21 protein-coding genes and 1 pseudogene are annotated in these 23,302 nt (G+C 60.1%); 5 read left to right on the top strand and 17 right to left on the bottom strand.

Features of this window, described 5'->3' with window-relative positions; all coding sequences use genetic code 11:
- Positions 1-91 precede the first annotated feature (91 nt).
- On the top strand, positions 92-2,425 hold the full coding sequence (locus tag DZG07_RS20635; RefSeq protein ID WP_091914572.1) for a polysaccharide biosynthesis tyrosine autokinase: 2,334 nt from the start codon (positions 92-94) through the stop codon (positions 2,423-2,425).
- Between the two features lie 43 nt (positions 2,426-2,468).
- On the opposite strand, the pseudogene DZG07_RS20640 reads toward DZG07_RS20635, so the two are convergent.
- Positions 2,469-3,241 (bottom strand): annotated as a pseudogene (locus DZG07_RS20640) (metallophosphoesterase family protein).
- Positions 3,242-3,561: 320 nt separating this feature from the next.
- Here DZG07_RS20640 and DZG07_RS20645 point away from each other — a divergent pair.
- Positions 3,562-4,707, top strand: coding sequence for an acyltransferase (locus DZG07_RS20645; RefSeq protein ID WP_245429540.1), 1,146 nt, complete (start codon positions 3,562-3,564; stop codon positions 4,705-4,707).
- An 11-nt stretch (positions 4,708-4,718) separates the two neighbouring features.
- Here DZG07_RS20645 and DZG07_RS20650 read toward each other — a convergent pair whose 3' ends face one another.
- The 4 genes from DZG07_RS20650 to DZG07_RS20665 all read right to left on the bottom strand — a co-directional run bounded on the left by DZG07_RS20650 (position 4,719) and on the right by DZG07_RS20665 (position 8,782).
- Positions 4,719-5,417: a class I SAM-dependent methyltransferase gene (locus DZG07_RS20650; RefSeq protein WP_091914235.1), complete on the bottom strand. Its 699-nt coding sequence runs from the start codon at positions 5,415-5,417 to the stop codon at positions 4,719-4,721.
- A 214-nt stretch (positions 5,418-5,631) separates the two neighbouring features.
- Positions 5,632-6,651 carry an LLM class flavin-dependent oxidoreductase gene (locus tag DZG07_RS20655; RefSeq protein ID WP_119820324.1) on the bottom strand — a complete coding sequence of 340 codons (1,020 nt, stop codon included), beginning with the start codon at positions 6,649-6,651 and terminating at the stop codon, positions 5,632-5,634.
- A 110-nt stretch (positions 6,652-6,761) separates the two neighbouring features.
- Entirely contained in the window at positions 6,762-7,547 is a 786-nt protein-coding gene (locus tag DZG07_RS20660) for an SDR family oxidoreductase (RefSeq protein ID WP_119820327.1), read from the bottom strand.
- Positions 7,548-7,564: 17 nt separating this feature from the next.
- Positions 7,565-8,782 (bottom strand): gamma-glutamyl-gamma-aminobutyrate hydrolase family protein, encoded by a 1,218-nt coding sequence (locus tag DZG07_RS20665; protein ID WP_119820330.1) that lies wholly within the window; start codon positions 8,780-8,782, stop codon positions 7,565-7,567.
- A gap of 177 nt (positions 8,783-8,959) precedes the next feature.
- Here DZG07_RS20665 and DZG07_RS20670 point away from each other — a divergent pair, with 177 nt between their 5' ends.
- Positions 8,960-10,177: a pyridoxal phosphate-dependent aminotransferase gene (locus tag DZG07_RS20670; protein WP_245429541.1), complete on the top strand. Its 1,218-nt coding sequence runs from the start codon at positions 8,960-8,962 to the stop codon at positions 10,175-10,177.
- A gap of 67 nt (positions 10,178-10,244) precedes the next feature.
- Here DZG07_RS20670 and DZG07_RS20675 read toward each other — a convergent pair whose 3' ends face one another.
- From DZG07_RS20675 to DZG07_RS20705, 7 genes are read right to left on the bottom strand one after another with little or no spacing between them, the layout of a single operon-like run.
- Positions 10,245-11,168, bottom strand: coding sequence for a dihydrodipicolinate synthase family protein (locus DZG07_RS20675; RefSeq protein WP_119820336.1), 924 nt, complete (start codon positions 11,166-11,168; stop codon positions 10,245-10,247).
- A gap of 24 nt (positions 11,169-11,192) precedes the next feature.
- A complete protein-coding gene (locus DZG07_RS20680) occupies positions 11,193-12,359 on the bottom strand; it encodes a Xaa-Pro peptidase family protein (RefSeq protein ID WP_119820339.1) in 1,167 nt (388 codons plus the stop codon).
- Entirely contained in the window at positions 12,356-13,453 is a 1,098-nt protein-coding gene (locus DZG07_RS20685) for an enolase C-terminal domain-like protein (protein WP_119820342.1), read from the bottom strand. Before DZG07_RS20685 ends, DZG07_RS20680 begins: the two co-directional genes overlap by 4 nt.
- Before the next feature lie 3 nt (positions 13,454-13,456).
- Entirely contained in the window at positions 13,457-14,614 is a 1,158-nt protein-coding gene (locus DZG07_RS20690) for a M20 family metallopeptidase (RefSeq protein ID WP_119820344.1), read from the bottom strand.
- Between the two features lie 21 nt (positions 14,615-14,635).
- Positions 14,636-15,385: an amino acid ABC transporter ATP-binding protein gene (locus DZG07_RS20695; protein ID WP_162931679.1), complete on the bottom strand. Its 750-nt coding sequence runs from the start codon at positions 15,383-15,385 to the stop codon at positions 14,636-14,638.
- A gap of 11 nt (positions 15,386-15,396) precedes the next feature.
- Positions 15,397-16,125, bottom strand: coding sequence for an amino acid ABC transporter permease (locus DZG07_RS20700; RefSeq protein WP_091914214.1), 729 nt, complete (start codon positions 16,123-16,125; stop codon positions 15,397-15,399).
- 31 nt (positions 16,126-16,156) lie between these two features.
- Positions 16,157-16,966 carry an ABC transporter substrate-binding protein gene (locus DZG07_RS20705; RefSeq protein WP_091914212.1) on the bottom strand — a complete coding sequence of 270 codons (810 nt, stop codon included), beginning with the start codon at positions 16,964-16,966 and terminating at the stop codon, positions 16,157-16,159.
- Between the two features lie 298 nt (positions 16,967-17,264).
- Between DZG07_RS20705 and DZG07_RS20710 the strand changes: the two genes are divergently transcribed.
- The gene (locus tag DZG07_RS20710; protein WP_091914210.1) at positions 17,265-18,155 is read left to right on the top strand and encodes a GntR family transcriptional regulator; all 891 of its coding nucleotides are present in this window, start codon (positions 17,265-17,267) and stop codon (positions 18,153-18,155) included.
- A 271-nt stretch (positions 18,156-18,426) separates the two neighbouring features.
- Here DZG07_RS20710 and DZG07_RS20715 read toward each other — a convergent pair whose 3' ends face one another.
- From DZG07_RS20715 to DZG07_RS24295, 4 genes are all read right to left on the bottom strand, one after another.
- Positions 18,427-19,281 carry a hypothetical protein gene (locus tag DZG07_RS20715; protein ID WP_119820350.1) on the bottom strand — a complete coding sequence of 285 codons (855 nt, stop codon included), beginning with the start codon at positions 19,279-19,281 and terminating at the stop codon, positions 18,427-18,429.
- Between the two features lie 74 nt (positions 19,282-19,355).
- Entirely contained in the window at positions 19,356-19,811 is a 456-nt protein-coding gene (locus DZG07_RS24440) for a thermonuclease family protein (RefSeq protein WP_348626399.1), read from the bottom strand.
- 37 nt (positions 19,812-19,848) lie between these two features.
- Positions 19,849-21,090 carry a DUF6161 domain-containing protein gene (locus DZG07_RS20725; RefSeq protein ID WP_119820353.1) on the bottom strand — a complete coding sequence of 414 codons (1,242 nt, stop codon included), beginning with the start codon at positions 21,088-21,090 and terminating at the stop codon, positions 19,849-19,851.
- Positions 21,091-21,279: 189 nt separating this feature from the next.
- Entirely contained in the window at positions 21,280-21,717 is a 438-nt protein-coding gene (locus DZG07_RS24295; protein ID WP_245429542.1) for a hypothetical protein, read from the bottom strand.
- Between the two features lie 118 nt (positions 21,718-21,835).
- Here DZG07_RS24295 and DZG07_RS24300 point away from each other — a divergent pair, with 118 nt between their 5' ends.
- Entirely contained in the window at positions 21,836-22,222 is a 387-nt protein-coding gene (locus DZG07_RS24300; RefSeq protein WP_245429543.1) for a hypothetical protein, read from the top strand.
- Positions 22,223-22,528: 306 nt separating this feature from the next.
- Here DZG07_RS24300 and DZG07_RS20740 read toward each other — a convergent pair whose 3' ends face one another.
- A complete protein-coding gene (locus DZG07_RS20740; protein ID WP_197716889.1) occupies positions 22,529-23,293 on the bottom strand; it encodes a DUF2793 domain-containing protein in 765 nt (254 codons plus the stop codon).
- Positions 23,294-23,302 lie beyond the last annotated feature (9 nt).

Below are 23,302 nucleotides of genomic sequence, written 5' to 3' on the forward strand. Positions count from 1 at the left end.
AACCATGCTTGATGCCGCATCAGTGGCGGAGCGCATCGGACGAGATCGAAAAGCATCCAAAACGAAAGTGACGCCTGGCGTCGACGAAATCATGCACCAGAGAAACATTCCCTTGAACAGCAGACTGGCCGTGGAGCCGGATGAGGCGGATCGCTTCATCGATCTTGAACGCCTGATGACTATCGCCATGCGGCAAATCCGCGTGGTGGCGCTTTGCGCGGCGGTAGGCCTTGCGCTTGGCGTCGTCTATCTTCTGTTCACGCCCGCCCAATACACATCGGGCACCCGCATCCTGCTTGACGACACGCTGACCAAGTTTGCCGAAGAGAAGGATTCCGGGCCGTCCCGGGTCCAGGCGGACTCGATGGTTTCGAGCGAAGTCGAAATCCTGAAATCGGCCCGCCTCGCCCGCGCGGTGGTGATGGCCGAGAACCTTCAGAACAACGACGCGTTTCTCAATCCGCCGCGCTCGCCGATCGGCTGGGTGAAGGATCAGATCAAGTCCGTAATCGGCCTGTTTTCCTCGCAGCCCGAACTCTCCGCGACCTCGATCGCAAACGGCAAGATCGGCAAGGCGACAGCACTGCTGCAGGCCGGCATGTCAGCCGAGCGTGTCGGGCGCAGCTATGTCATCGACCTGTCGTTCCAGGCCTACGACAAGAAGCTCGCCGGCGCGATCACACGCGCCTATGCCAATGCCTATCTCTCCGACCAGCTCGACGCCAATTTCGACGCCACGCAGCGGGCGACCGTCTGGCTTCAGGGGCGGCTGGCCGAATTGCGCGACAGTTCCCAGGCCGCAGCACTTGCCGTGGAAAAATTCCGCGCCGAGAACGGCCTGACCTCGGCCCGGGGCGAGCTTATCTCCGAGCGGCAACTTGCCGATCTCAACAGCCAGCTCATCCTGGCGCAAGCCGATACTGCCAATGCGCTGGCGCGCTACAACCAGTTCAAGTCGATCATCGAAAGCGGCCCGGACAACGCCGTGAAGAACGCGACGATCCCTTCCGACAAGGGCAGCAACAACACCGTCATCAATGACCTGAAGGGACGCTATCTTGACGTTACCAAGCGCGAGCGCGAGATCAGCGACCGTTTCGGCGAGGACCATCCTCAGGCCGTCGCGCTGCGGCGCGAACAGGGAGACCTTTCGCGGCAGATTTTCCAGGAACTCAACCAGCTCACGGAGAGCTACCGCACGGAATATGAGGTTGCGAAATCGCGCGAGGATTCGCTGCGCGCCAATGTCGGGCTGATGGCCGGAGAAAGCTCCGAGACCAGCCAGTCGATGGTGCAATTGCGTGAACTCGAACAGAAGGCAGCCGCACTGGCGACGCTCTACCAGACCTTCCTCGCCCGTCACGAGGAAGCCTCGCAGCAGCGCTCCTTCCCCATCGCCAAGGCGCGCGTGATCTCGGAAGCCGTCGATCCGGTGGCCGCCTCCAGCCCTAAGAAGACGATGGTACTCGGCCTGTCGCTGGTGCTCGGCCTGTTTGGCGGCGCCGGGGTCGGCGCCTTTCAGGAGTTCCGCGAGCGTTTCTTCCGCACAGGCGAAGACGTGCGCGCATCACTCAACATCAACTTCCTCGGCTATCTGCCGATCGTCGGCACACGCCTTTCCAGTGCTGCGTCCAAGAACGGGGCCAATGGCGCCGACAAGCCGCCACGCGATGGTCCCGAGCCCGTCACGCCGCGCATTCTAAGGGTAGCGATCAACGCTCCGTCGTCGTCGTTTGCAGAGACGCTTCGCAACGCCAAGATCGCCTGCGATGTCGTGTTGCAAGGCAGGCCCTGCAAGGTGATCGGTTTCGTCTCGGTGCTGCCGAGCGAAGGCAAGACGACGGTTGCCGCGAACTTCGCCGGGCTGCTCGCCGCCAATGGCGCAAGAACATTGCTGATCGACGGCGATTTGCGCAACCCGGGCCTCAGCCGTGGTCTGTCGCTGTCGCCGGACAGAGGGCTGGTCGAGGCAATCGTTGGCGAGCAGCGCTGGCAAACCACGGTCATGGTCGATCGCACGACCAAGCTCAACATCATTCCCGCCGTGGTTCGCGGACGCCTGTCGCATACCAGCGAACTGCTTTCCGGGCCGGGAATGAACGACCTCCTGACCGACGCCCGCAACGCCTATGATTACATCGTGGTGGATCTGCCGCCGCTCGGCCCGGTGGTCGACGCCAAGGCGTTCGCACCGTTTGCCGATGGATTCGTGATGGTCTCCGAGTGGGGCGTGACGCCGCGCGCATTGGTGAAGGCGACACTGCAGGGTGAACCGCAAATCGCCTCCAAGCTACTCGGCATCATCCTGAACAAGACGGACATGAAGAAGCTGGTGCGCTACGGCGCCTATGGCGGCTCGGAACAATATCTCGACCGTTATTCATCCTATTACATCGAGCAGGCCGGCCTGACGGCGAAAGCCTGAAGGCCTGGCGGTTTCTGCTTTCAGAAACCGCCAGCCACTCAGGTCAGGTCGTGAGGTAACGGCCCTTGTTCTGCCATATCCGCAGGGCGGTCAGCCGTCCAGAAAAGAAGGCGCCCGTATCGACATTGATGCGCGTGCCTTCGAGCTTCGCTTCCGTGACCGGCGTGTGGCCATGGACGACATATTTCTTCAGGAGATGCGCCTTTTCGTAGAAGGCGGTGCGAATGAAAACCAGATCGTCGTCCGACTGCCGGTCGAGATCGAGTTCGGGCCGGATACCGGCATGGACGAAGATGTACCGCTTTGCCTCGATGAGAATCGGAAGCGAGCGCAGGAATTCGACATGCCCTGCCGGAATGGCATGCCTGATCATGTCGTCGACCTGCCGGGACTGATAAATCGAGCCGAGGCGCTCGGGGTCGACCCCGTAGGAAAGAAGCGTCGGCCCTGCCCCATATGCATCCAGTCGCCAAGCGTCAGGCGCTTGTCGATGTAATCCAGCATCGCCACTTCATGGTTGCCGGCCAGGCAGATGCGCTCGAAACCAGCCGGTGGCGGGGCTATCAGGTGATCGATCACCTGCGCAGAGGCAGGCCCCCGATCGACATAGTCACCGAGCATGACGATGGTCTTGCGCCCCGGCAGATCGCGCGCATCGGCGACGATCAAATGTTCCAGCGCCAGCAGCAGGTCGAGGCAGCCGTGGACGTCACCGATCACATAGACGGCGGCTCCCGCGGTCTCGATCTTCAACCGGGCGCGCCGTTCCCGCCCCGGGTTTTTGTCCAGACCAAACAGGCCTGCCAATTTCTTCATAGGCGATATTCTCTGCTTTCCAGCGAAGCGGCCCCCATTGCAGCCCTTGTATTAAACGACGTTGCATTTTGTGAATCGGAAATCGCGCAGAAATTGCACAACATTCACATTTGAACCACCCAAACGGCTTACATGGTGTCGATGTCCTGTGCCAGCCGCAAGTCGGCAGACACCTGGCCCTGGATGCAGGGCGCCAAGGATGGGAGCGGCCTCAGTGGCTCGCTGCGATGCTGCACCCGGTTTCGCTCCGGCCTCGCTCTTCAAAGAGAACACCTGCAGCCGTGCGGTTAGCCGCCGCGTGACTGTTCAAGGAGAACGTTTTGACAGCAAGAACATCTTCGCCCGCGCCGAGCGCGACCGGCCTGTCGCCCGTCGCCAAGACGATGTCGAACCGCATCAAGATCGCGCGAACGCTGTGCATCTTCTTCATGACATTCGTTCACGTCCAGCCGGGCATCGCCGAGAACGTCTATGACCGTGACGCCGGCTTCTTCGACATCGTCTATTTCATCCTGACGCGGCTGATGGGGCTGAGTTCGGTTTCGCTGCTTAGCGTGGTTTCGGGCTATTTCATCGTCTCAAGCCTGCTCAAGGTCGGCACGCTCGATCTTTACAAATCCAAGGTGAAGACGCTGGTCGTGCCATTGGTGGCCTGGAATGTGCTGGCGCTGGTGCTGCTCGGCGCCTACGGGCTGCTTTCCGACAACTGGCGCAACTGGCCGGAGTTTACCCTACCCGCATTGGCCAACGCCTTCCTTGCCGTAACCGAATGGCCATTGGTCGTGCCGCTGTGGTTCCTGCGCGACCTTTTCGTCTGCTGCCTGTTCTCGCCGCTGCTTTATTTCGCGATCAAGCGGCTGCCGGTTGCGACCATCCTGCTGCTTGTCGTCTTCACGCTTTTCGGGGAAGACCTCTACATCCTGCAGAGGCCGCAGTTGATGCTGTTCTTTGCCATTGGCATGTGGCTTCGCCTGTCGCGGACGAATGAGCAGGAAATCGACCGGATCACCCGCCCGCTTTCGATCGGCCTTGCGGCGATGGCGGCGGTTTTCCTCTACATCCGCATTCAGGGCATATTGCTTTCGGAAATGGACGATACGCTGCGGCTGACGCTGGACACGCTGCTGCGCATAACCATGGCGGCAGGTTTCTGGTATCTGACGGAGCTTATCCGGCGGTCATCCTTTGCCGAGCCGTTCATGCGGTTCGAGCCTTATGCCTTCTTCCTATTCTGCAGCCATGCGATCCTGTTCGACTACGCCGGAATCATCTTCCGACGCTTTTTCGGCAATTACGGCTCCGACCTGTTTCCGATCACCTTCTTCACGCTGCCCGTTCTGGCGGTGGTCGGTGCAATCATCGGGTTGCAGATCATCAACCGCTCCGGGGTGCTGATCTTCCTGTTCAATGCAGGCCACAAGGTGCAGCCGCTGTGGCGGCCGGCAGCGGAGCGGGCGTCCGCTTGATCCGAGGATTGTCAGGCGCCTGATGGCGACAGTTCGTCACGCGCGTCGGACGGCCGTCCCAAGACCGCGATGAAAGACTGGCTGAGCTGCGGAAACAGGTCGCAGAGCATCTTGTTCACGCGCAGCATGAAGGCACGTTTCATCGTCACACCGCGCGTTCCGTAGTCATAGTCGGAAAAATAGATCTGCTTGATCTCGAAGCCTTCGCGAACGGACAGTTGCTGCAAGGTCTGCGGCGTGTAGTAACAGGTGTGCTCGGGATTGACCGGCGGCTCGTTGGTCAGGCCGAAGACGCATTTCAGCAATCGGCTCATGGAGAAAGCGTTCGGCGTCGTGATGACGAGGACGCCGTCCTTCTTCAGATTGCGGATCGAGCAGCGGAGAAAAAGGCCAGGATTGCTCAGGTGCTCGATCAGTTCGCCGGCAAAGACCACGTCGTAGGGTTCGGTATCGACAAAGGATTCGGCGTCGCCGACGACAACCTCGTAGCCGGCGGCGCGGGCCCGAGCGACATCCTCTTCAAGAATGTCGATGCCTTTCACGTAGCCTGCCAGGCCGACGAATTCTGAAAGGTAGAAGGTGCCGATCTCCTGCCGGGCCTCAAACTCGTGCCCGATGGTTCCAATGTCGAGCATTCTTCTGCCCTTGATAAGCGGGCCGAGAAGATCATGAATGCTCCGCAGTCGGGCATTTCCGACAAGATGTAACATCGAGACAACCCCTTGCTGAGCCCCCTTTGTTACTCAAACATCTTTGCAAAAGACGGACAAGTATTCACAACGGCCGACGGGATGTACTTGTCCTAAGTCGAAATCGGTATGCCAACCGAGCAATAAAGCCTTCCTGCCTTCGGGTGGTCCGGCAGTTGGATCGCGCGTCCATCTGCATCGCCCTGACCTTACAGGAAGATCGCTACATGCGACGTCAGCGCCAACCCATCGCCGGGGCAACATGGGTCATGATGGCCTCGATGACATGTGCGTTGTAGTCGACGCCGAGCTGGTTGGGGACGGTCAAAAGCAGTGTGTCGGCCTCGGCGATTGCCTCGTCCTTTTTCAGCTGCTCGATGAGAACGTCCGGTTCGGCGGCATAGCTGCGGCCAAACACGGCGCGTGTGTCGGCCTCGATATAGCCGAAATGATCCTCGCTCTCGTCGCCGCCGAAATAGGCGCGGTCGCGGTCGTCCATCAGCGCGAAGATGCTGCGGCTGATCGAAACCCGCGGTTCGCGCTCGTGTCCTGCCGCCTTCCACGCGGCGCGGAAGGCGCGGATCTGATCGGCCTGCTGGATATGAAGGGGCTTTCCGCTCTCATCGAATTTGAGCGTCGAGCTCTGCAGGTTCATCCCCGCTGCAGCCGCCCATTCCGCGGTGGCGTTGGTGGCAGCGCCCCACCAGATCCGGTCGCGCAAGCCCTGCGAGTGCGGCTCGACACGCAGCAATCCGGGCGGATTTGAAAACATCGGCCGCGGATTTGGCTGTGCAAAGCCCTGCCCGCGCAGCACTTCCAGGAATACCTCGGCATGGCGCCTGGCCATGTCGATGTCAGTCTGGCCCTCAGGCGGGGCGTAACCGAAGTAGCGCCATCCGTCGATCACCTGCTCGGGCGAGCCACGGCTGATACCGAGTTGCAGGCGTCCGCCGGCGATCAGATCGGCAGCGCCCGCGTCTTCCGCCATATAGAGCGGATTTTCATAGCGCATGTCGATGACCGCAGTGCCGATCTCGATACGGCTGGTCTTCGCGCCGATCGCCGCCAGAAGCGGAAATGGCGAGGCCAACTGGCGGGCAAAGTGATGCACGCGAAAATAGGCGCCGTCCGCACCCAATTCCTCCGCGGCGACCGCCAGGTCGATCGACTGCAAAAGGGCATCGGACGCTGACCGCGTCTGCGATTGGGACGAGGGCGACCAATGCCCGAACGATAGGAAGCCGATTTTCTTCATACCGCGAGGATGTAGCATGTGCGGCTTATGCTGCAATGCAAAGATGCGTCATCAGCCAACATCGCAGCGGTTTTCCAAAGCGGAAGCGGCGCGAGGTTGGTGCTCTGGCCTTACAGGACGCTGCGCAGCATTCCACCGTCGACCCTCAGGGTCGTGCCGGTGATGTAGCTCGCTCTCTCGCTCGCCAGGAATGCAACGGCGTCCGCGAATTCCTCGGGCTTGCCGTAGCGGCCCATCGGAATGCCGGCGCGCGAGGCTTCGGCCACGGCTTCCGGCGTGCTGCCGGTGCGGTCTGCGGCTGCCTTGTCGAGCTGGTCTACGCGCGACGTGTGAATGCGGCCCGGAATGACCGAGTTGACCGTGATGCCGTCGGCAGCAACCTCGGCTGCGAGCGTCTTTGCCCAACCTAGGATCGACAGGCGCAACGTGTTGGAAATTCCAAGATTGGGGATTGGCTGCACGACGCCCGACGAGACGACATTGACGATGCGGCCCCATTTGCGGCTGCGCATGCCCGGCAGCAGGCCAGCCGTGATGCGGAACGGCGCGTTGACCATCGTTTCGAATTGGGCGCGCCAGACGTCGGCAGCAACACCGGCAATCGCACCGGGCGGAGGACCGCCTCCATTGTTGACGAGAATATCGATGGCACGCGTGCTGATGACCGGAACCCATGCCTCAAGAGCGGCGGAATCGGAGAGGTCCAGCACCTCGGTATTCACTTCCGAACCGCTCTCTGCGCGGATCGTTTCCGCAGCCGCGTTCAACCGTTCTCCCGAACGGCCGACCAGCGTGACCGAAGCGCCTTCAAGCGCCAGATTGCGCGCGATGGCAAAGCCAAGTCCCTGGCTGGAACCGAGCACGAGCGCGCTGCGGCCTTTTATGTTGAGATCCATTTTTTAAAGTCCCGGTTTCAATGCGAGTGAGCGTATTCGCGTGCTGCCGACAGGAAGGCGGACAGCAGCGGATGAGGGTTGTTTTCGCGCGAGCCAAGTTCGGGATGGCCCTGCATGCCGATGAAGAAGGGATGATCGCGGTCCTCGATCGCATCGACGATGGCGCCGTCGAAACCCGTGGCGGCGACGCGCAAGCCAGCCTCTTCGAGGTCTTTCACGAGTGCCGGATCCAGCCGGTAGCGATGGTTGTAGTGAGCGGTCGTCGAGGCGGGCAGGATTTCAGCAAGGCGCGTTTGCGCCGTCACAGCGCTTGCATGCGTTCCGGTCCGGTGTTCCGGCAAGGCACGGCCGTTCGGCCCCTTCTCTCCAGCCATCGGTACGAAAGTCTTGATCGGCGCTGCCGGATCAGCTTCCGCGAGATTGGCGGTTCCGCGCCCGAACCGACGCCATGCGATCGCCGTCGCCATCGTCTGCATTCCCAGACACAGGCCGACAGTCGGAACGCCTGCAGCAAGACCGGCTGCCGCAGCTTCGATCTGCCCGGGAACATTCTTCATCGCCGCACCACCCGGAAGAACCAGGCCGGTAAGCGAGGCGGGAATTTCAAAATTGCCCGCGTCGCCCAACGCAACGGGATCGATGAACCGGATAGTTAGATTTATCGACAGGCCATCCGCAGCATCGGCCAGGCTCGCAAGCGTCGCGGGGTAGACGCTGCGTTGATCCCCTTCGGCGGCGATCAGCCCTATCTCAAGCGGGATACGATTTTCGGAGGCGCTTTCCGGGCGATCCGTGATCCGCCCGAAACCGTCCCTGCCCGCAAGTGTTTCGCCTTCAACGACAAAGCCGTCGCCGGAGGTTCCTATCGTAACGACCGTTGTTTCGATCCCTGCATTTTGGGCCGCGCGAACGATGGTGCCCGGAAGCGTCGGATTTCGAAGGTAGTTGGGGTGAATAGGCACGATGATTTCATTCGCGCGCGCCTCTGCGACGATCTCATCAACGCTTGAAGCCGCACGAGCTGGCGACAGTGTCAGGCGATCGGCCCAATAGAGCCCGCTTGGCCCAAGCCCGCCTGCTGCGAGCACATGCTGAACCGCATCGGCGTGCAGGCCGGTATCAAAACGAAATTCGGGATAGAGCACCCGGCCACCATGCCGCGCTGCGATCACCGCTGCCGCCGCGCCATACAGCGCGGGTTCGTCAATCTCATGCGTGACAAGCACCAAACTCATCGGAAACCCTGTAATTCATGATCGCATGCAATCATTCAATATATGCACTTCTGCTCACACACGAACAAGCGCTTCTTCATAAGAAATGCTGATTTCACGGCATAATTTGCCGATCGCAGATTGCACAATATAAAAACAATTATACAATGTAAAGAAATCGCCACAAGGAATCTGACCGTGCATCCATCGCTTGCTCCCCGCATGAAACTCGTCGGTGCCTCACCGACCGCTGAAATTTCCAACAAGGTTCGCGCGCTCACGGCAGCAGGCCATTCCGTCATCAATCTCGGCGAAGGCGAGCTCGATTTCGCGACGCCCGAGGCGATCTGCGAAGCGGGCGTCGCAGCGATCCGCGACGGCGACACGAAGTATACTGCCGTGGCTGGCACCGCCGAGTTGAAAGCTGCGATCCAGCGCAAGTTCGCGCGTGAAAACAGCCTCTCCTATGAACCCTCCGAGATAATCGCGGGCGCCGGCGCCAAGCAGCTCATCTTCAACGCGCTTCTGGCAACGCTCGCGTCCGGCGACGAAGTGATCGTGCCTGCTCCTTACTGGGTTTCCTATCCGGACATGATCCGGCTCGCAGGCGGCGAGCCGGTTATCGTCCAATGCTCTGCAGAGGAAGCCTGGAAAATCACCCCGGCGGCGCTGTCGGCGGCACTGACCCCGCAGACGAAATGGGTCATCCTCAACTCACCGAACAACCCGACGGGTGCGGTATACAGCTACGCTGAAATGAAGGCGCTGACCGACGTTCTGCTAGGCCACGATGGCGTTCTCATAATGGCCGACGACATCTACGAACATGTGCGTTTCGAAGGCGAATTCGCCACGCCCGCCGCAATCGAACCCGCTTTGAAAGCGCGCGTGCTGACGGTCAATGGGCTGTCGAAGGGATACTCGATGACAGGATGGCGCCTGGGCTATGCCGCAGGTCCGGCCTGGCTGATCGAGGCGATGCAGGTTCTGCAATCCCAGAGCACCTCCAATCCGAGCTCGATCAGCCAGCGCGCGGCGATCGCGGCACTGGATGGCGGGATCGGCTTCATGGCGGACTGGATCGAAACCTTGCGCGAACGGCGCGACATCGTTCTTGCGGCCCTGGGCAAGATCGACGGACTGCACGCGGACACGCCTGAAGGTGCGTTCTACGTCTTTGCCGACTGCTCCAAGCTGCTCGGCACCGCGCGTCCGGACGGGCGTGTGATAAGTTCCGATCTGGAGTTCGCCTCCTACCTTCTAGAAACCGCGCATGTTGGCGTGGTCCATGGCTCGGCTTTCGGCGCGCCGGGGCATGTTCGCATTGCCTATGCCGTCGACACGGAGACTTTGCGTACGGCCTGCGACCGTATCGTCAATGCCTGCGCAAAACTGCACGGACGCAACGCCGCCTGAAACCAGGCGCACAAAAAACCCCGGCTACAGCGATGTAGCCGGGGTTTTTTGTTGGGAGTTTTTCGCCTTAGGCTGCGAGCGTAACCTGCGTGCGCGTATCGCCGCGCAGCGTCTCCAGAACCTTGGCGATCTCTTCGATCACCGGCTTTTCCAGATTGCGCAGAGGCGCCCGCACCGAACCGCCGTCGAACCCGCGAAGGTTCATCGCAGCCTTGGTCGTCTGCGGCTGACCGTGCTTGCGCGCCAGTGCGCGGAACGAGTACCAGATGCGGTGCAGGTCGCGCGCGGTGGCCGCATCGCCCTGTTCCAAAGCACGATAGGTGTCGAGAATGAGCTCCGGCAGCGCGCAGCTGTTGGTCGAGCTGATGCCGTCGAAACCTGCCATCATCGGCCCGAGGAAAGCGAGATCCGACGCACAGAACAGGCGGATGCGACCGCCGATCCGATTGGCGATCTGGTCGATTGCGGTGGGGGTGAGATCACCCTGCTTGACGCCCGCGACATTGTCGATGTCGGCAAGCTGCTCGAGAATGGACGGCGAAAGCGTGATGCCGATGCCCGGCGCATTGTAGACAAGAATGCCGGTCTTCGACAGCGGCGCCATATCACGGAAGAACGACACGATCTGGCCGTCGGTGACTTCGGAGACGTATGGCGGTGTGACCATCGGCAGGCCGCCGAGCTCGCCTGCGAGGCGTGTCAGGTCATTCACGACGCGGATATCCGAATGCGCGCTGCACAGCATCACCGGAACACGGTCTCCCGCGACGTTCATGGCATGCCGAAACAGGTCAGCCCGCTCCTCCGTCGACATCGCCGGAAACTCGCCATAGGTGCCGCCGATCAGGATGCCGTCATAGCCGAGCCCGATGACGCGCTCGATGCTGCGTGCGAAGCCGGCCTTGTCGATATCGCCATTTGCGGTGAACGGCGTGACCGTGATGTTGAAGATGCCCTTCAGCCGGGCACGCGTCTCGCTGATGTCTTTCATGTTCTTATTCCTGTTTCCTTGACCCTAGATTTCCAGAAGCTCGCGCCCGATCGTGCCGAGTGCGCGGTATCCGGTTTCGGTAACGACGATGGTTTCGCTGACGCCAACGGTGAAGCGGCCGTAGATGCGCAGCGCCGGCGGCAGGTGGAACGTCATGCCCGGCTGCAATTCGGTCTTCACGCCTGCATTGAGGCTGAGAATTGCGCCCTCGCCCCAGTCCGGCGCAAACGAGATGCCGACGCTGTAGCCCAGTCGCTTGCGGAAATTGTCGGTGTAGCCGGCAGCGTCGATGACCTTCTGGCAGGCGATGTGCGGGACTTCGCAGGCGACGCCCGGGCGGATGGCATCCAGCGCCACCTGCAGCGCTTCCTGGCAGGTCTTCATCATGTCGATTGCTTCACGCGGCGGCTTGCCGACCCAGGCCGAGCGCATAAGGGCCGCATGATAGCGATCGTGGCAGGCTGCCATTTCGAGGAAGGCGGGATCGCCGTCCTCGATCTTGCGGCGACGCCATGTGCCGTGCGGAACGCCGGTGCGTGGCCCCGAGGAAACCAGCGGCTCCATGCCCATATATTCGGAGCCGGCGGCAATCGCCGCCTGCATCATCGAGGCGACGAGATCGTTTTCCGTCGCGCCCGCGCGCACTGTCGCCAGGCCGGCCTTCATGCCGGCATCGACATAGCCGGCGGCCTTTTCGAGCTTCTCGACTTCCAACGGAGATTTGATGGCGCGAAGCTTTTCGATAACGCCAGCACCGTCGTGGATGGTTCCGAGGCGTGCCTGCAGTGTCTCGTAGACGGCAATCGGAAGGAACCAGCCGCGCTTGTCTATCGCGACGCGCTTTGAAGCGAGCCCACGCTTCTCTATAAGCGCGACGAGGAAACCGACCGGCTCATCGCCGTCCTGATAGACCTCGGCGTCCGAAATGAAGGTGTTGGCGATGAAGTTGAAATATTCGAGCTGACGGATCACGAATACCGGATCGCCTTCGGCCGGAAGGACCAGCGCCTGGAACGTGTAGTAGCCGGGCGTCTGCTGGCCGGTCAGGTAGAAGATGTTCTCCGGCCCCGTCACCACCAGCGCATCGATGCCGGCCTCGACCAGATTCTGGCGCGCGCGGGCCTGGCGTGCTTCATACTCTTGCCTGGGAAAGGCGGATTCCTGTCCCTGCTGAACGCCGATGTTCTTCACTGTCCAAACTCCCTGATGAGACGCGTTTTCGACGCGCCGAATTCCAATCCCAGACCCGGAGACTGCGTGCCGCTGACGGATCCGTTTTCATATGCGAGACCCGGCGCCGGATCGTTCTCGATGCCGTCCGCGCCATAGAGCTCGGCAAACTGCGGCTGGGCCGCACAAGCGACGTGCAAGGCGGCCGCCGTCGCCAGACCGCCCTCGTTCATCTGCCCGATCATGAAGGGGATGCCCGCCTCGCGAAGCCGTGTCGCGGCGTTCATCGTGGGGGCGATGCCACCCATCTTCACCAGCTTGAGATGCGCCCAAAGCTTTCCGCCCGCCACGATGATCGCGTCCACGTCGGATTGGCCGGCGACACTTTCGTCGAGCATCAAAGGTATGGCGCTCTTGTCGGCGAGTTCGGAAAGTGCCGCCCAGCTGCCGGCAGCGATCGGCTGTTCCACATAGGCAAGGCCGATCGGCGCAAGTGCCGACAGGTTTTCCAAGGCCTCTTCGAACGTCCACGCGCCGTTGGCGTCGATGGCGAGCTTGATCTTCGACCCAAAACGGGCACGCAGGCTTTCGAGCCGGGCCATATCTTCGGAAAAGCCGCTGGAGCCGACGCGCACCTTCAGATCGCGAAAGCCGCGCGCGACATAGGCGTCCGCCTGTTCCAGGAAACGCTCCAACGACGAGATGAAAAGCGTCTGGTTGGTCGCATGACTTACCGGGCGGGCCGCATCGCCGCCCAGCCAATGCGCCAGCGGCAAACCTGCGTGCCGGGAAACGAGATCGTGCAACGCTCCATCCAGCAGCATCCGCACCGGAGCGCTCACACCTTCCAAGATCGTAGCAGCGGCAAGCAGTGCGTCCGGCTGCCTCGACCAATCTATGGTCTCGAAGAACGTGAGCGCTTCCTGCTCGACGGCTTCTTCCGAAAGGCCGTTGAGATAGCCGATGTTGATGCGCACTTCGCCGGTGCCGGCCACGTCGCCATCATCCAGATGCAGATACAGCGCGTCGAGACCAGACACCGGCCCCGACGATGCCGTGTGCAGCATCAGGCCGCCGCCATAATGCAACATCGCGCGATGGAGTGAGGCGCGCATGTCCTATGCCTTGAGCATCGCTTTTGCGACGTCCCTGTAAATCAGGCTCGACGTTATGAACTCGTCCACGGGCACGAATTCGTCGGGCTTGTGCGCAACCGAAAGGCTTCCCGGTCCGATAACCGTTCCCTGCGCTCCTACCGACCGGAAATGCACGAGGTCGCAACCGCCCTGGAACCCGAACGGGCCGGGCTCCGCCGTGCCGTGCGCGCGGCAGGCAGCAAGGCTCGCCTGCACGATCGAAGTGTTTTCATCGGTCTGCGTCGCCGGGCCGGTGGTCGCCTTGTAGTCGATGATCTCGGCGCGGATACCGAACTTCGTGTGGGCGCGTTCGAGAAGCAGCGCGAATTCCTTCTGGACGGCTTCTTCTTCCTCGCCTGGAACCATGCGGCGGTCGAGCAGCATGTCGCAGGCGCCGGGCAACACATTGTCGGCATGGCCGCCATTGATGCGTGTAACCGTCAGGCTGGCATTGCCGACCAGCGGATGCGACTGATGCCGCACATAGTCTTCGTGATACGCCTCGACGATGGTCAGAAACTGAGCAGCCCGGTAGATCGCGTTCTCGCCGAGATGCGGCGTGCCCGAATGGGCGGTGATGCCGTGAATGCGCACCACCGGCCGCAGGCTTCCCTTATGCGCCGAAAACGTCGCGTTGGAGGTCGGCTCGCCGACGACGGCAAAATCGATCTTCGGCTTTGAGGCGGCATAGAACTTCGCACCCTCGCTGGCGATTTCCTCGTCACCGACGAAAACGCCCAGCAGCGTGCCCGACCAGGACGAACGGTCCTGCGCCAGCATCCGCATCGCCTCGATCATCGAGATGAGCGGGCCCTTGCAGTCGCAAGCGCCGCGACCGAACAGTTTGCCATCGGCTTCGCGAACCACGAAAGGATCGGACGACCACCCCTCGCCTGCCGGAACCGTGTCCATATGTGTGTTGAAGGCAAAGACCGGGCCCGGGCCGTTTTCGAGCTTTGCCTCGATGTTGAAGCGGCCCGGCTTGTATTCGGTCGATACCGTTGCGAACCCTTCGGCCTCGAGCAGATTGCGCACATAGACTGCGGCCTCGGCCTCGTTGCCCGGAGGGTTTTCGGTGCGAATGGCAATCAGTTCGGCGAGCTCACGCTTCATCCGAGCGGCATCTGGTGCGATGGACATGTGTTGGTTCCGGGCTGTGGTCTAATGCAGGATCTGATCGAGGAAACGCTGCGCACGCTCATTGACCGTGCCGCTGAAGAAATCCTCGCTGGTGGCATTCTCGATGATCTGGCCGCTTTCCATGAAGACGATCTGGTCGGCCGCGCGCTTGGCGAAACCCATTTCGTGCGTCACCACGATGCTGGTCATGCCGTCGCTGCTGAGCTCGGCCATGACGTCGAGAACCTCGCGGATCATCTCGGGATCAAGCGCCGAGGTCGGCTCGTCGTAGAGCATGAGCTTCGGCTTCATCGCCAGCGCCCTGGCAATCGCAACACGCTGCTGCTGGCCGCCGGAAAGCTCGTCCGGGAAGAAGTCCGCCTTTTCGGGGATGTGAACCTTGCGCAGAAGGTCGGTGGCCAGATCATGGGCGTCCGACCTGCTGAGGCCCGACACTTTCATCGGCGCCAGCATGATGTTTTCCGCCGCCGACAGGTGCTGGAACAGCTCGAAATTCTGGAAGACCATGCCGATTTCACGACGCACGGCCGGTGCGTCGCGGAGATTGCCGGCAATATCCTTGCCGTCGAAAAGAATGGCGCCGCTGTCTGCCGGCTCGAGAAGGTTCAGGCAACGCAGCAATGTCGACTTGCCCGATCCGGATGGGCCGATGACGACGACCGTTTCCTTGCGGTTGACCTTCAAGCTGCAGCCTTTGAGAATTTTCAAAGCGCCGAAGCTCTTGTCGATATTGATGATGTCCAGAAGCGGCTGATGATCTTGCGAGCGCATATCTTGATCCTTCACCGGGTCTCGGCAGTTTCGGTCATGTGGGTAAGGCGCTCGATGAGCGGGGCCGGCGCAGCCTTGCGGCGCCCACGCTTCGGGTCGAGCGAACGTTCCAGAAGGAACTGTCCGGCCATGAAGATCGTCGTCAGAGCGAGATAGTAGATGCCCGCGGCCGTCAGCGCTTCGAAGTAGCGGAAGCTGGCGCTCGCGGTCTGGTTGGCAACGAGCAGCAATTCCTCAACCGCGATGACCGATACAAGCGCGCTCGTCTTGAGCATGCCGATCATCTGGTTGCCCATCGGCGGAAGCACGATGCGGGCGGCCTGCGGTATCACGATGTAACGCATGACCTTCGCCTTCGTCATGCCGAGAGCGAGACCGGCCGTGCGTTGGCCGGTCTTCACCGCCTGAAGGCCGGAGCGCAGGATTTCAGCCATGTAGGCGCCCTCGTTCAACGAGAGAGCGATCACCGCGCTGAGGAAGGCGGAAAGGCGGATGCCGAAGGTCGGCAAGACATTGTAGATGAAGATGATCTGGAACAGCACCGGCGTTCCACGGAACAGCCAGAGGTAGACAAGCGTCACCACCTGCAGACTGCGGATTTTCGTTTCCTGCAGCAGGGCCACGACCAGCCCTGCGAGCACGCCAAAGAACAGCGATGTTATGGTGATCAAAAGCGTGAGCACCGCACCATCGAAGAAGGTGCGCGAAAACAGATATTCGAAGACGAGTTCGAGTGACATTCGCGCTCCTTTTTCTTTGTCTGGTGTTGGATCAGTTGAAGATGGAAACCGTTGCGGGCAGCTTCCATTTCTCGATCAGGCTCTTGTAGGTGCCGTCCGCGACGATTTCCGCGAGCGCTGCTTTCAGCGATTCCTGCATCTGCGTGTCGCCCTTGCGGGTCGCAATGCCGATATTGGTGTTTGCTTCGAATTCCTCGCCGACCGTCTCATAGACGTCGGGCAAGGCACCCAGCAGCACAACAGCGCCCGGTGTCGAGTCGAAGGTCGCATCGGCGCGGCCCTGGCGAAGCGTCAGTGCCGAATCCTGCGCGGTCGGCATCGTCAGAACCTTGATGCCGTCCAGCCCCTTGTCGGTGCAACGCTTGTCATCAGCGCGCGCCTGGCTTTCCTGGATGCCGCCCAGCGTCACCGAGATCGTCTTGCCGCAAAGCGAGTCGTCGCGGCCGGTGACCTTCGACGGGTTGCCCTTCTGAACGATGACCTGGTTGCCGATCTTCAAATAGGGAACGAAGTCGACCTGCTCGGAGCGCTGCGGGTTGATGTACATCGCGGAATTGATGATATCGATCCGCCCTCCGCTCAGCGCCGGTATCAGGCCCTTGAACTCCATATTCGATGCCTTGGCTTCGGCGCCGAGTTTCTTGGCAAGCGCGCCGATCAGGTCAATGTCGAAGCCCGTCAATTGTCCATCCTTCTGGAATTCGAATGGGGCGAAAGTAGCAGCGACGCCATAGTTGACGGCGCCAGCCTCCACGAGACCCTCTTTCGGAAGCTCTGCAGCGATGGTCGGGGCGGTTGCGAAAAGCGGCAGGATAGCTGCGGCCAGCAAATATCTAAACATGTCAGTTCCCTTTCTCTGGATAAGTTATTGCTCTTTTTGAGAACAAACATACAATCTTGAAAAAATGGAAGTCAAGCGGAAATCGGTCAGGCGAAGCCAGCCCACAATCTGCTCGATAAACGAGCTATCACGGCATAAACTGCAAAAAACACAGGCAAAATTCGAGAAATCTCGAGGCTTATCGACCGTCACTGTTTGTTTTTTTGGCAAGGCGTACAGCTTTCACACCGCACCTTCTTGTACGATTGACGGAAATCATTGTATGAATATACGGTAGAAAATACGAAAGTGAGCACGCATGGTCAGCAGTCCGCGCCAGAATCGCTACCGTCTGGCAAATCAGATTCTGGAAATTGCGCGGGACGCCCGTTTCGAACCCGGACATCGCCTGCGCGAGCAGCAATTGGGCGACATGCTCGGCGTTTCGCGCACACCGGTGCGCGCAGCTCTCTCCCTGCTGGCGGAACGCGGCATTGTCGAAGCCAAGAAGAACCACGGATTTCTGCTGACCGCCCGCCCGGAAGAATTGCACCGGCTCGAGGTCGAGGTACCGACAACGGCCGACCAGGATCTCTATACAAGAATCGTCGAGGACCGGCTTTCAGGCCGCCTGTCAGAGACATTCACCCAGACCCAGATTCTCCAGCGCTACGACGTCGACAGAACGCTGCTGCTCAGAACCCTGACCCATCTCGTAAGCGATGGCCTTTTGGCCAGAAGCAGCGGCAGGGGCTGGACGTTCCTGCCCACGCTCGACACGCAGATGGCGCTTCGAAACAGCTATAATTTCCGCAGGACGATCGAGCCGGCGGGCATCATGCTCGAGACTTTCCGGTCGGATGCGGCAGCACTTGAGCGCTCGCGCATGCATCATCTCTATCTGGAAGCGCATCCGGACATCAGCGCGCTCGACCCACGCCAGCTGTTCGACACCGATGCCCAGTTCCATGAGATGATTGCGGAATTCAGCGGCAACGTGTTCTTCCAGCAGGCCATCCAGCAACAGAACAGACTGCGCAGGCTTCTCGAATTCGGCGGCTACACCAATCGAAGGCGCGTGCGCGACTGGTGCCGCGAGCATGTCATGATCATCGACGCAATCGCATCCGAAGACCGGGCCAGAGCCGCAACACTGATGAACGAACACCTCAACGCGGCACTGGCCTCAGCGCCGAAATATGGCGGCTAGAACGGCTCACTTCTCGCAGAATGCCGGTCGATATTGGCAGACACTCTCCTGATATCCCCAAGGACCGCCCATTTCCGGGGCGATGGCGGCACCTACTATGGTAGCCGGCAACCGTAGCTTTGCAGCATAGTCCACGATCTGGAATCGATGCCAACGGAAGTTGCGTAACGCTGCCGAACGATGCTGCGCGCCACGTGTAGCGCGCAACTTCAGTTGGCGAGTTTGCGCAACTTCAGTTGGCATCGATTCATCGACCGAAACGCAGCTCCGATTATCCAATATCGGTCTCAGCTTTGGATTCGAAGGACGTTACGAGGTCTTTTGCGCTCGATACCAAGCCCTTTAGGTGCTCGAGCCCAAGCAGCCGCGCGTCAAGCTTGACCCTTTCTGAGGCCTTTGCCACTGTTTCCAGAAGTGCGTCGAGTACCTCTAACTCGTCTTGAAGCCGCGACGAGAGGGCGAACGGTACAGAGATGATCTCGAGTCCCTCCGGAAGGGCTTCGAGCTTAAGGGCATGCAACCAAACTACTAGTTTCTTGCGGTGCTCTTGGATGTTCCGCTCGCGATCTGATCCAAACTCCTGGCTCCCACTACGGATGGAACCGTCCGATAGCTTGGCTTTAATGGCTCCCGCGCTACCCCTAATTACGTCTTCCAAGGTATCAAGAAGCCGCTGAAAATCGGCCTCGACAATTTCGGTTTGGCGTTCAATCCATTCTGACTTCATGATTTCTGTTTGAGCGAAGATATGTTCGGCCTGTTTCCGCGCCTCGGATACTTGGGCCTCCGCAACATTGCGATTTAACTCAAATTCTTTGCGTGTCAGCGCGAGTTCACGCCGCTGTTCGCGCAATTCCGCTGCCTGGACCAAAACTGCGGCTACGAGCCAGATAAAAGCAACAGGTGCGAAGGCACCTGCCAGGTAATCGCCCAACTCATTCGCTGAGAGGCAGTTGAAGGTACGTTCGAGGACGTTACCATTTTCAGTTGCGCATGGTCTCGCTCGAGCCGTTAGGAACCACAAAGCCAAGGCGTAGGCGACGGTGAGACCTGACGCGATCAGTACCCAAGGACTGCCCTTGGCGTCATTAGCTTTTTTTGGCTCCAAAGATGCTCCGTCACTCATGCTGCCCCCTAGTTCGCGCGTCGAATTCTCTATCCACTGTGCCCATAAACGTCTTCTTGGAAGGAACAAATCACTCAATCGCACCAGCTCTGACGACGACCTGTCCACTGCCGCGCAAGACCTTCCTCGACCAGCATCGCGCCGACGCTGACACCATCGATCTCAATCACCGCCAGCGTGCGACCGTGCCGGTCGACAAGCCTGCCGTCGAGCGGATCGCCTCGCTTGATCTCGAATGCGCCTGGGCCGAGCAACTCGGCCAGGCGGTCGGCGGCAGCGGCCGCACCCACGCGCTCCCGTTCGCACCGTGCTTCCGTTTCGGGCGTGTCGATGTCCGCCAGCCTGATCTTTTCGCCTTGAATCCAGACGGTATCGCCATCAACGACGCAAGTGTGCCGCTTTGAACTCGAACATAGCTCGAAGGCCGCCGCTGGCGAAGCCAACGCACCGACCAAAGCAATGCTCAATAGGGTGATTCCGACCTGGAGGCGGTTACGATCAGATAAAATCGAATCGCTTAGAGCCGCCACAAAGAACCCTCTTTGGATCTCCGCCGTACCATATTCACTATCTGCGCTGGTCGATGAGCTTTGCAATATTCCCCGATATGGACAGGTCCGGTGCGGCGTCCTCTTTCACAATCCCGTCCGCAGTAGGGCGGAATAGAGAACTGAGAACGATATGACGGTCGTCCGTGCCCTCGGTTGCCTTCTCCGCGATGAGAGCGAGGTATGTCATCACCATCGTCTCCCTTTCGCGAGCATCCATTCCCAAATGAAGCTCGCTGAGGTAGAGCCGGACCAAGACCCTTCCAGCCCAGAAGGCGACGGTCGATACCACTACGCCAATTGTTGTCAGTATCAGGAATACAGCTGCTGGCCGTTGAACGACCTCATTATTGTGCATAACTGGCTCAGCGAACTCGAAAGCCACACACGCGAGCACCGACAACGCAACCAGCAACGCCAACGTCGCCAGGACTGCATAATAGGTGACGATAGTTTGGAGCCCTTTTGCCTTTCCTTCATGCTTTGACGCTTTGTTGCTCCAGTATTCGACCGGAGCCTTCAAAGCCATTTGTTCGCGATAAGCCGCCTCGACAGCCTTAAGGTCCGAGATTGCCGTTGAAATGTCCGATACGGCCTTCGACTTTTGCACTCTTCGTCGTGAAGCCGCCCAACGGGTGAGGACCGTCTGCCGTTTCTGCGCCTGACCAAGCAACGCTGCCGTCGATGCGGCAAGTTCGTTGTAGTTTTGATGGTCGGTTTCCGCCTGCGCCCGGAAGCGCTTGCTGACCGCATCCATTGCACTCTTCGCCGCGTAAGGGGTGCGCCTATTTATGCCAAGTCGATAGGTGCCAACGGCAGTTGCGGCCAACAGATGTTCGGGATCATTGGCATTGATCGAACGTTTTAAGATTATGGCCAGCGCTACCGTTGCGGCGGTATCGCCCAAAGCCTCCCGAGTATTTCTAATAAAACTCGCATCCTCCGTCGAGCTGTGAAGAATCTGCCGGCTACCAGACGTCGGAGCGTAGAGCTGCTCGACATGAGCGACAAAGGCCTCCCGACTGACCGACCCATCCTGAACGCCAACGACATGCGCTCTAAGAGTTTTCAGCGAGCTGCGAGTGATATTTGGAACATCTGTCCCGGACCGGGACGCGTTCGGCTCTTCATAAATCCACTCCCAAAACTCTGTCTCTTCGTCCACAAAAGACAGCAACTCATCTGCTGTCTTGGCACGAAACACCCCTCCGTTGTCTCCAAGGTCCCAAGACAAGAAAGGCTCTATATTTATCTCGTCCATATCACGCCCCCCGACACTTCTAAGAGACGCTACTTTGATTCCCGACACTTTGCATCGATTGTTCAATATCTGTCAGAGCAAACGTTGAATCTTGCTCATTTCAGCAGCAAGGCCCGCACGGCCTGTGATGTATGCTCGGGCGTCCGCCGACATGCCCGAAGCGGTGCATATCCGCGGTCTTGGCTTCGCTCAAGACTCGCTCACACTCCGGTCAAAGGACTGGCCGGTCGCTTCGTTCAAGGTGGGCAGCCTTGAGAGTTCGCCACGCATATGCCGCAGCCAGGCTGACCACTCCGTTACCGGCTGCGAGGGCGCGGTCCATCCGATCGGCCATCCCATCAGCCAGTCCGAGAAGTTCGGGTTGAAGATCAGGTCGCCCGGCGAGTACCGCGTCCCAACGGTCAAATTCAAATGGAGCGGGAGCGAAGAGTGGAAGCGATACGCCCCGAACCGGCCCGCGCCGCAGGCCTTCATGATCAGGTAGATCATCGTCCACGCCCTGGCGACCTTGCCGAGCGCCAACTGACTGCCCGTCTCGTCCGGATCGTCCCTGAAGCGCAGGCCCGTCGAAGACATCTCGATCTGGACCTTGTTCGCATAGAGCGTCCGGGTCGGCGTAGGCCACAATGAAGAGGCGCCGCCGCAGGTGCGATGCGCCAGCTTCGAGCGCTGAAAACAGGCCTGCTTTGACCGCGTAGCCCATTTCCCGAAGGTCTCGGCAGACTTCGGCGGCGCCCAGATCGAGATGGCCCTCGACGTTTTCGAAAAAACACCAGACTGGCCGCACCTCCTCGACGATGCGGCGGATCGACGGCCAGAGATGCCGGGGGTCGTCGGCACCCTTTCGCCGGCCAGCGAAGGAGAAGGGTTGGCATGGATATCCGCCAGCGACGAGATGAACCTTGCCGCGCCACGGTCGGCCGTCGAAGCTGGTAACATCGTCCCAGACAGGCGCGTGATCCAGCGCCTGGTCCTCCATCCGGGCCACGAGGGTCGCCGCCGCGTAGGCTTCCCGCTCGACGAAACAGACAGTTCGATATCCGGGTTCTGCGATATGGAGGCCAAGCTCCAGTCCGCCAACGCCGGCGCAGAGCGCGATTCCTGTGAGTTGATCATTTCCGGGGGGAGATAGAGCCACACGAGACATCCCTTTCCAGTCGCTCTTGGCGCTCGGGTTCGGGCTCGTTTGGCCTCAAATGATTGACCGTGCCGCAGCGGCGGCACTTGATCTCGATTTCGTTGGTAGCGCCGCTCATCCTGAAGAGCAAGGCTCGGCATTTGCCGCATCGGATATCCTTCATTTCAGTTTAACCGCAGGTCGGCCACACTCCATTTGCCCGGCCGGGCAACGGGTGCGGCGGTTATCTTCGGTCATCGTCGGGCGGGCTTGGTTTGGCGATCGACCCGCCGCCGGCGCTCACGCGCCGGCCATCCGTGTTCAGGCGATGCGATATGATCCAGCCACGCGAATACCAATGGCGTTCGTCGAGGGCAGAATATTCGCGATCCCCATCGCCACGACGCTTGCCGCCGAACGCACGCTGTAGAACCATATCTGGTTGGTGTTTGCCCTCGCAAAGGCGACCGCCCACCGGTCGAGTGCGTTCAACGTCACCATGCTCAGGAAGGGTGATGAACCGGGATCAAACCCAAGATCAGCGTCGTTGACGACAGGAAACGGCAATCCACCGATATAGAATTGTCCCGCAGCCGTGGTGTAGGCATTCGAATTGAACCCGACATAAAGCCAATAGTGACAAACCCCGCCGATCAAGACGTAGCGCCCCACTTGCGCGGTATAGGTCGGAACGAAGTTGCCGGGCGTGGTGAAATTGCCCGTGGGAGTGAAATTGCCGCTTTCTCTTTTGGCCAGACCGCTATCCCAGGACGTGCCGAATGTCAGAAGGACACCTTCGTCCTCGACCCAGCAAAGCCACCCGCGTCTGGGCACAAGCTTAACCCAAGCGCCATCTGTATAGAGCGCGATGTTGTGGTCCCATCCAGCCCAGGCGCCGGTCGCGCCAGAGGCGGGTAAATAGACGTCCCCCTCGGATGGCGTCCCCGGAGGAGCGGTCAGGTCACGGTCCTTGACCGAAAGCTGCACGATCGTGTCCAGCTTGCGCAGGCTTTCATTGACTGGAACGTGCTTCTGCGCCTGTGCCGGCGCGATCAGCGGCAAGTTGAGCTTCGTCGTCGTGGTCATAATAGCACC

Source organism: Mesorhizobium sp. DCY119 (assembly GCF_003590645.1).
Taxonomy (GTDB): Bacteria; Pseudomonadota; Alphaproteobacteria; order Rhizobiales; family Rhizobiaceae; genus Mesorhizobium_M.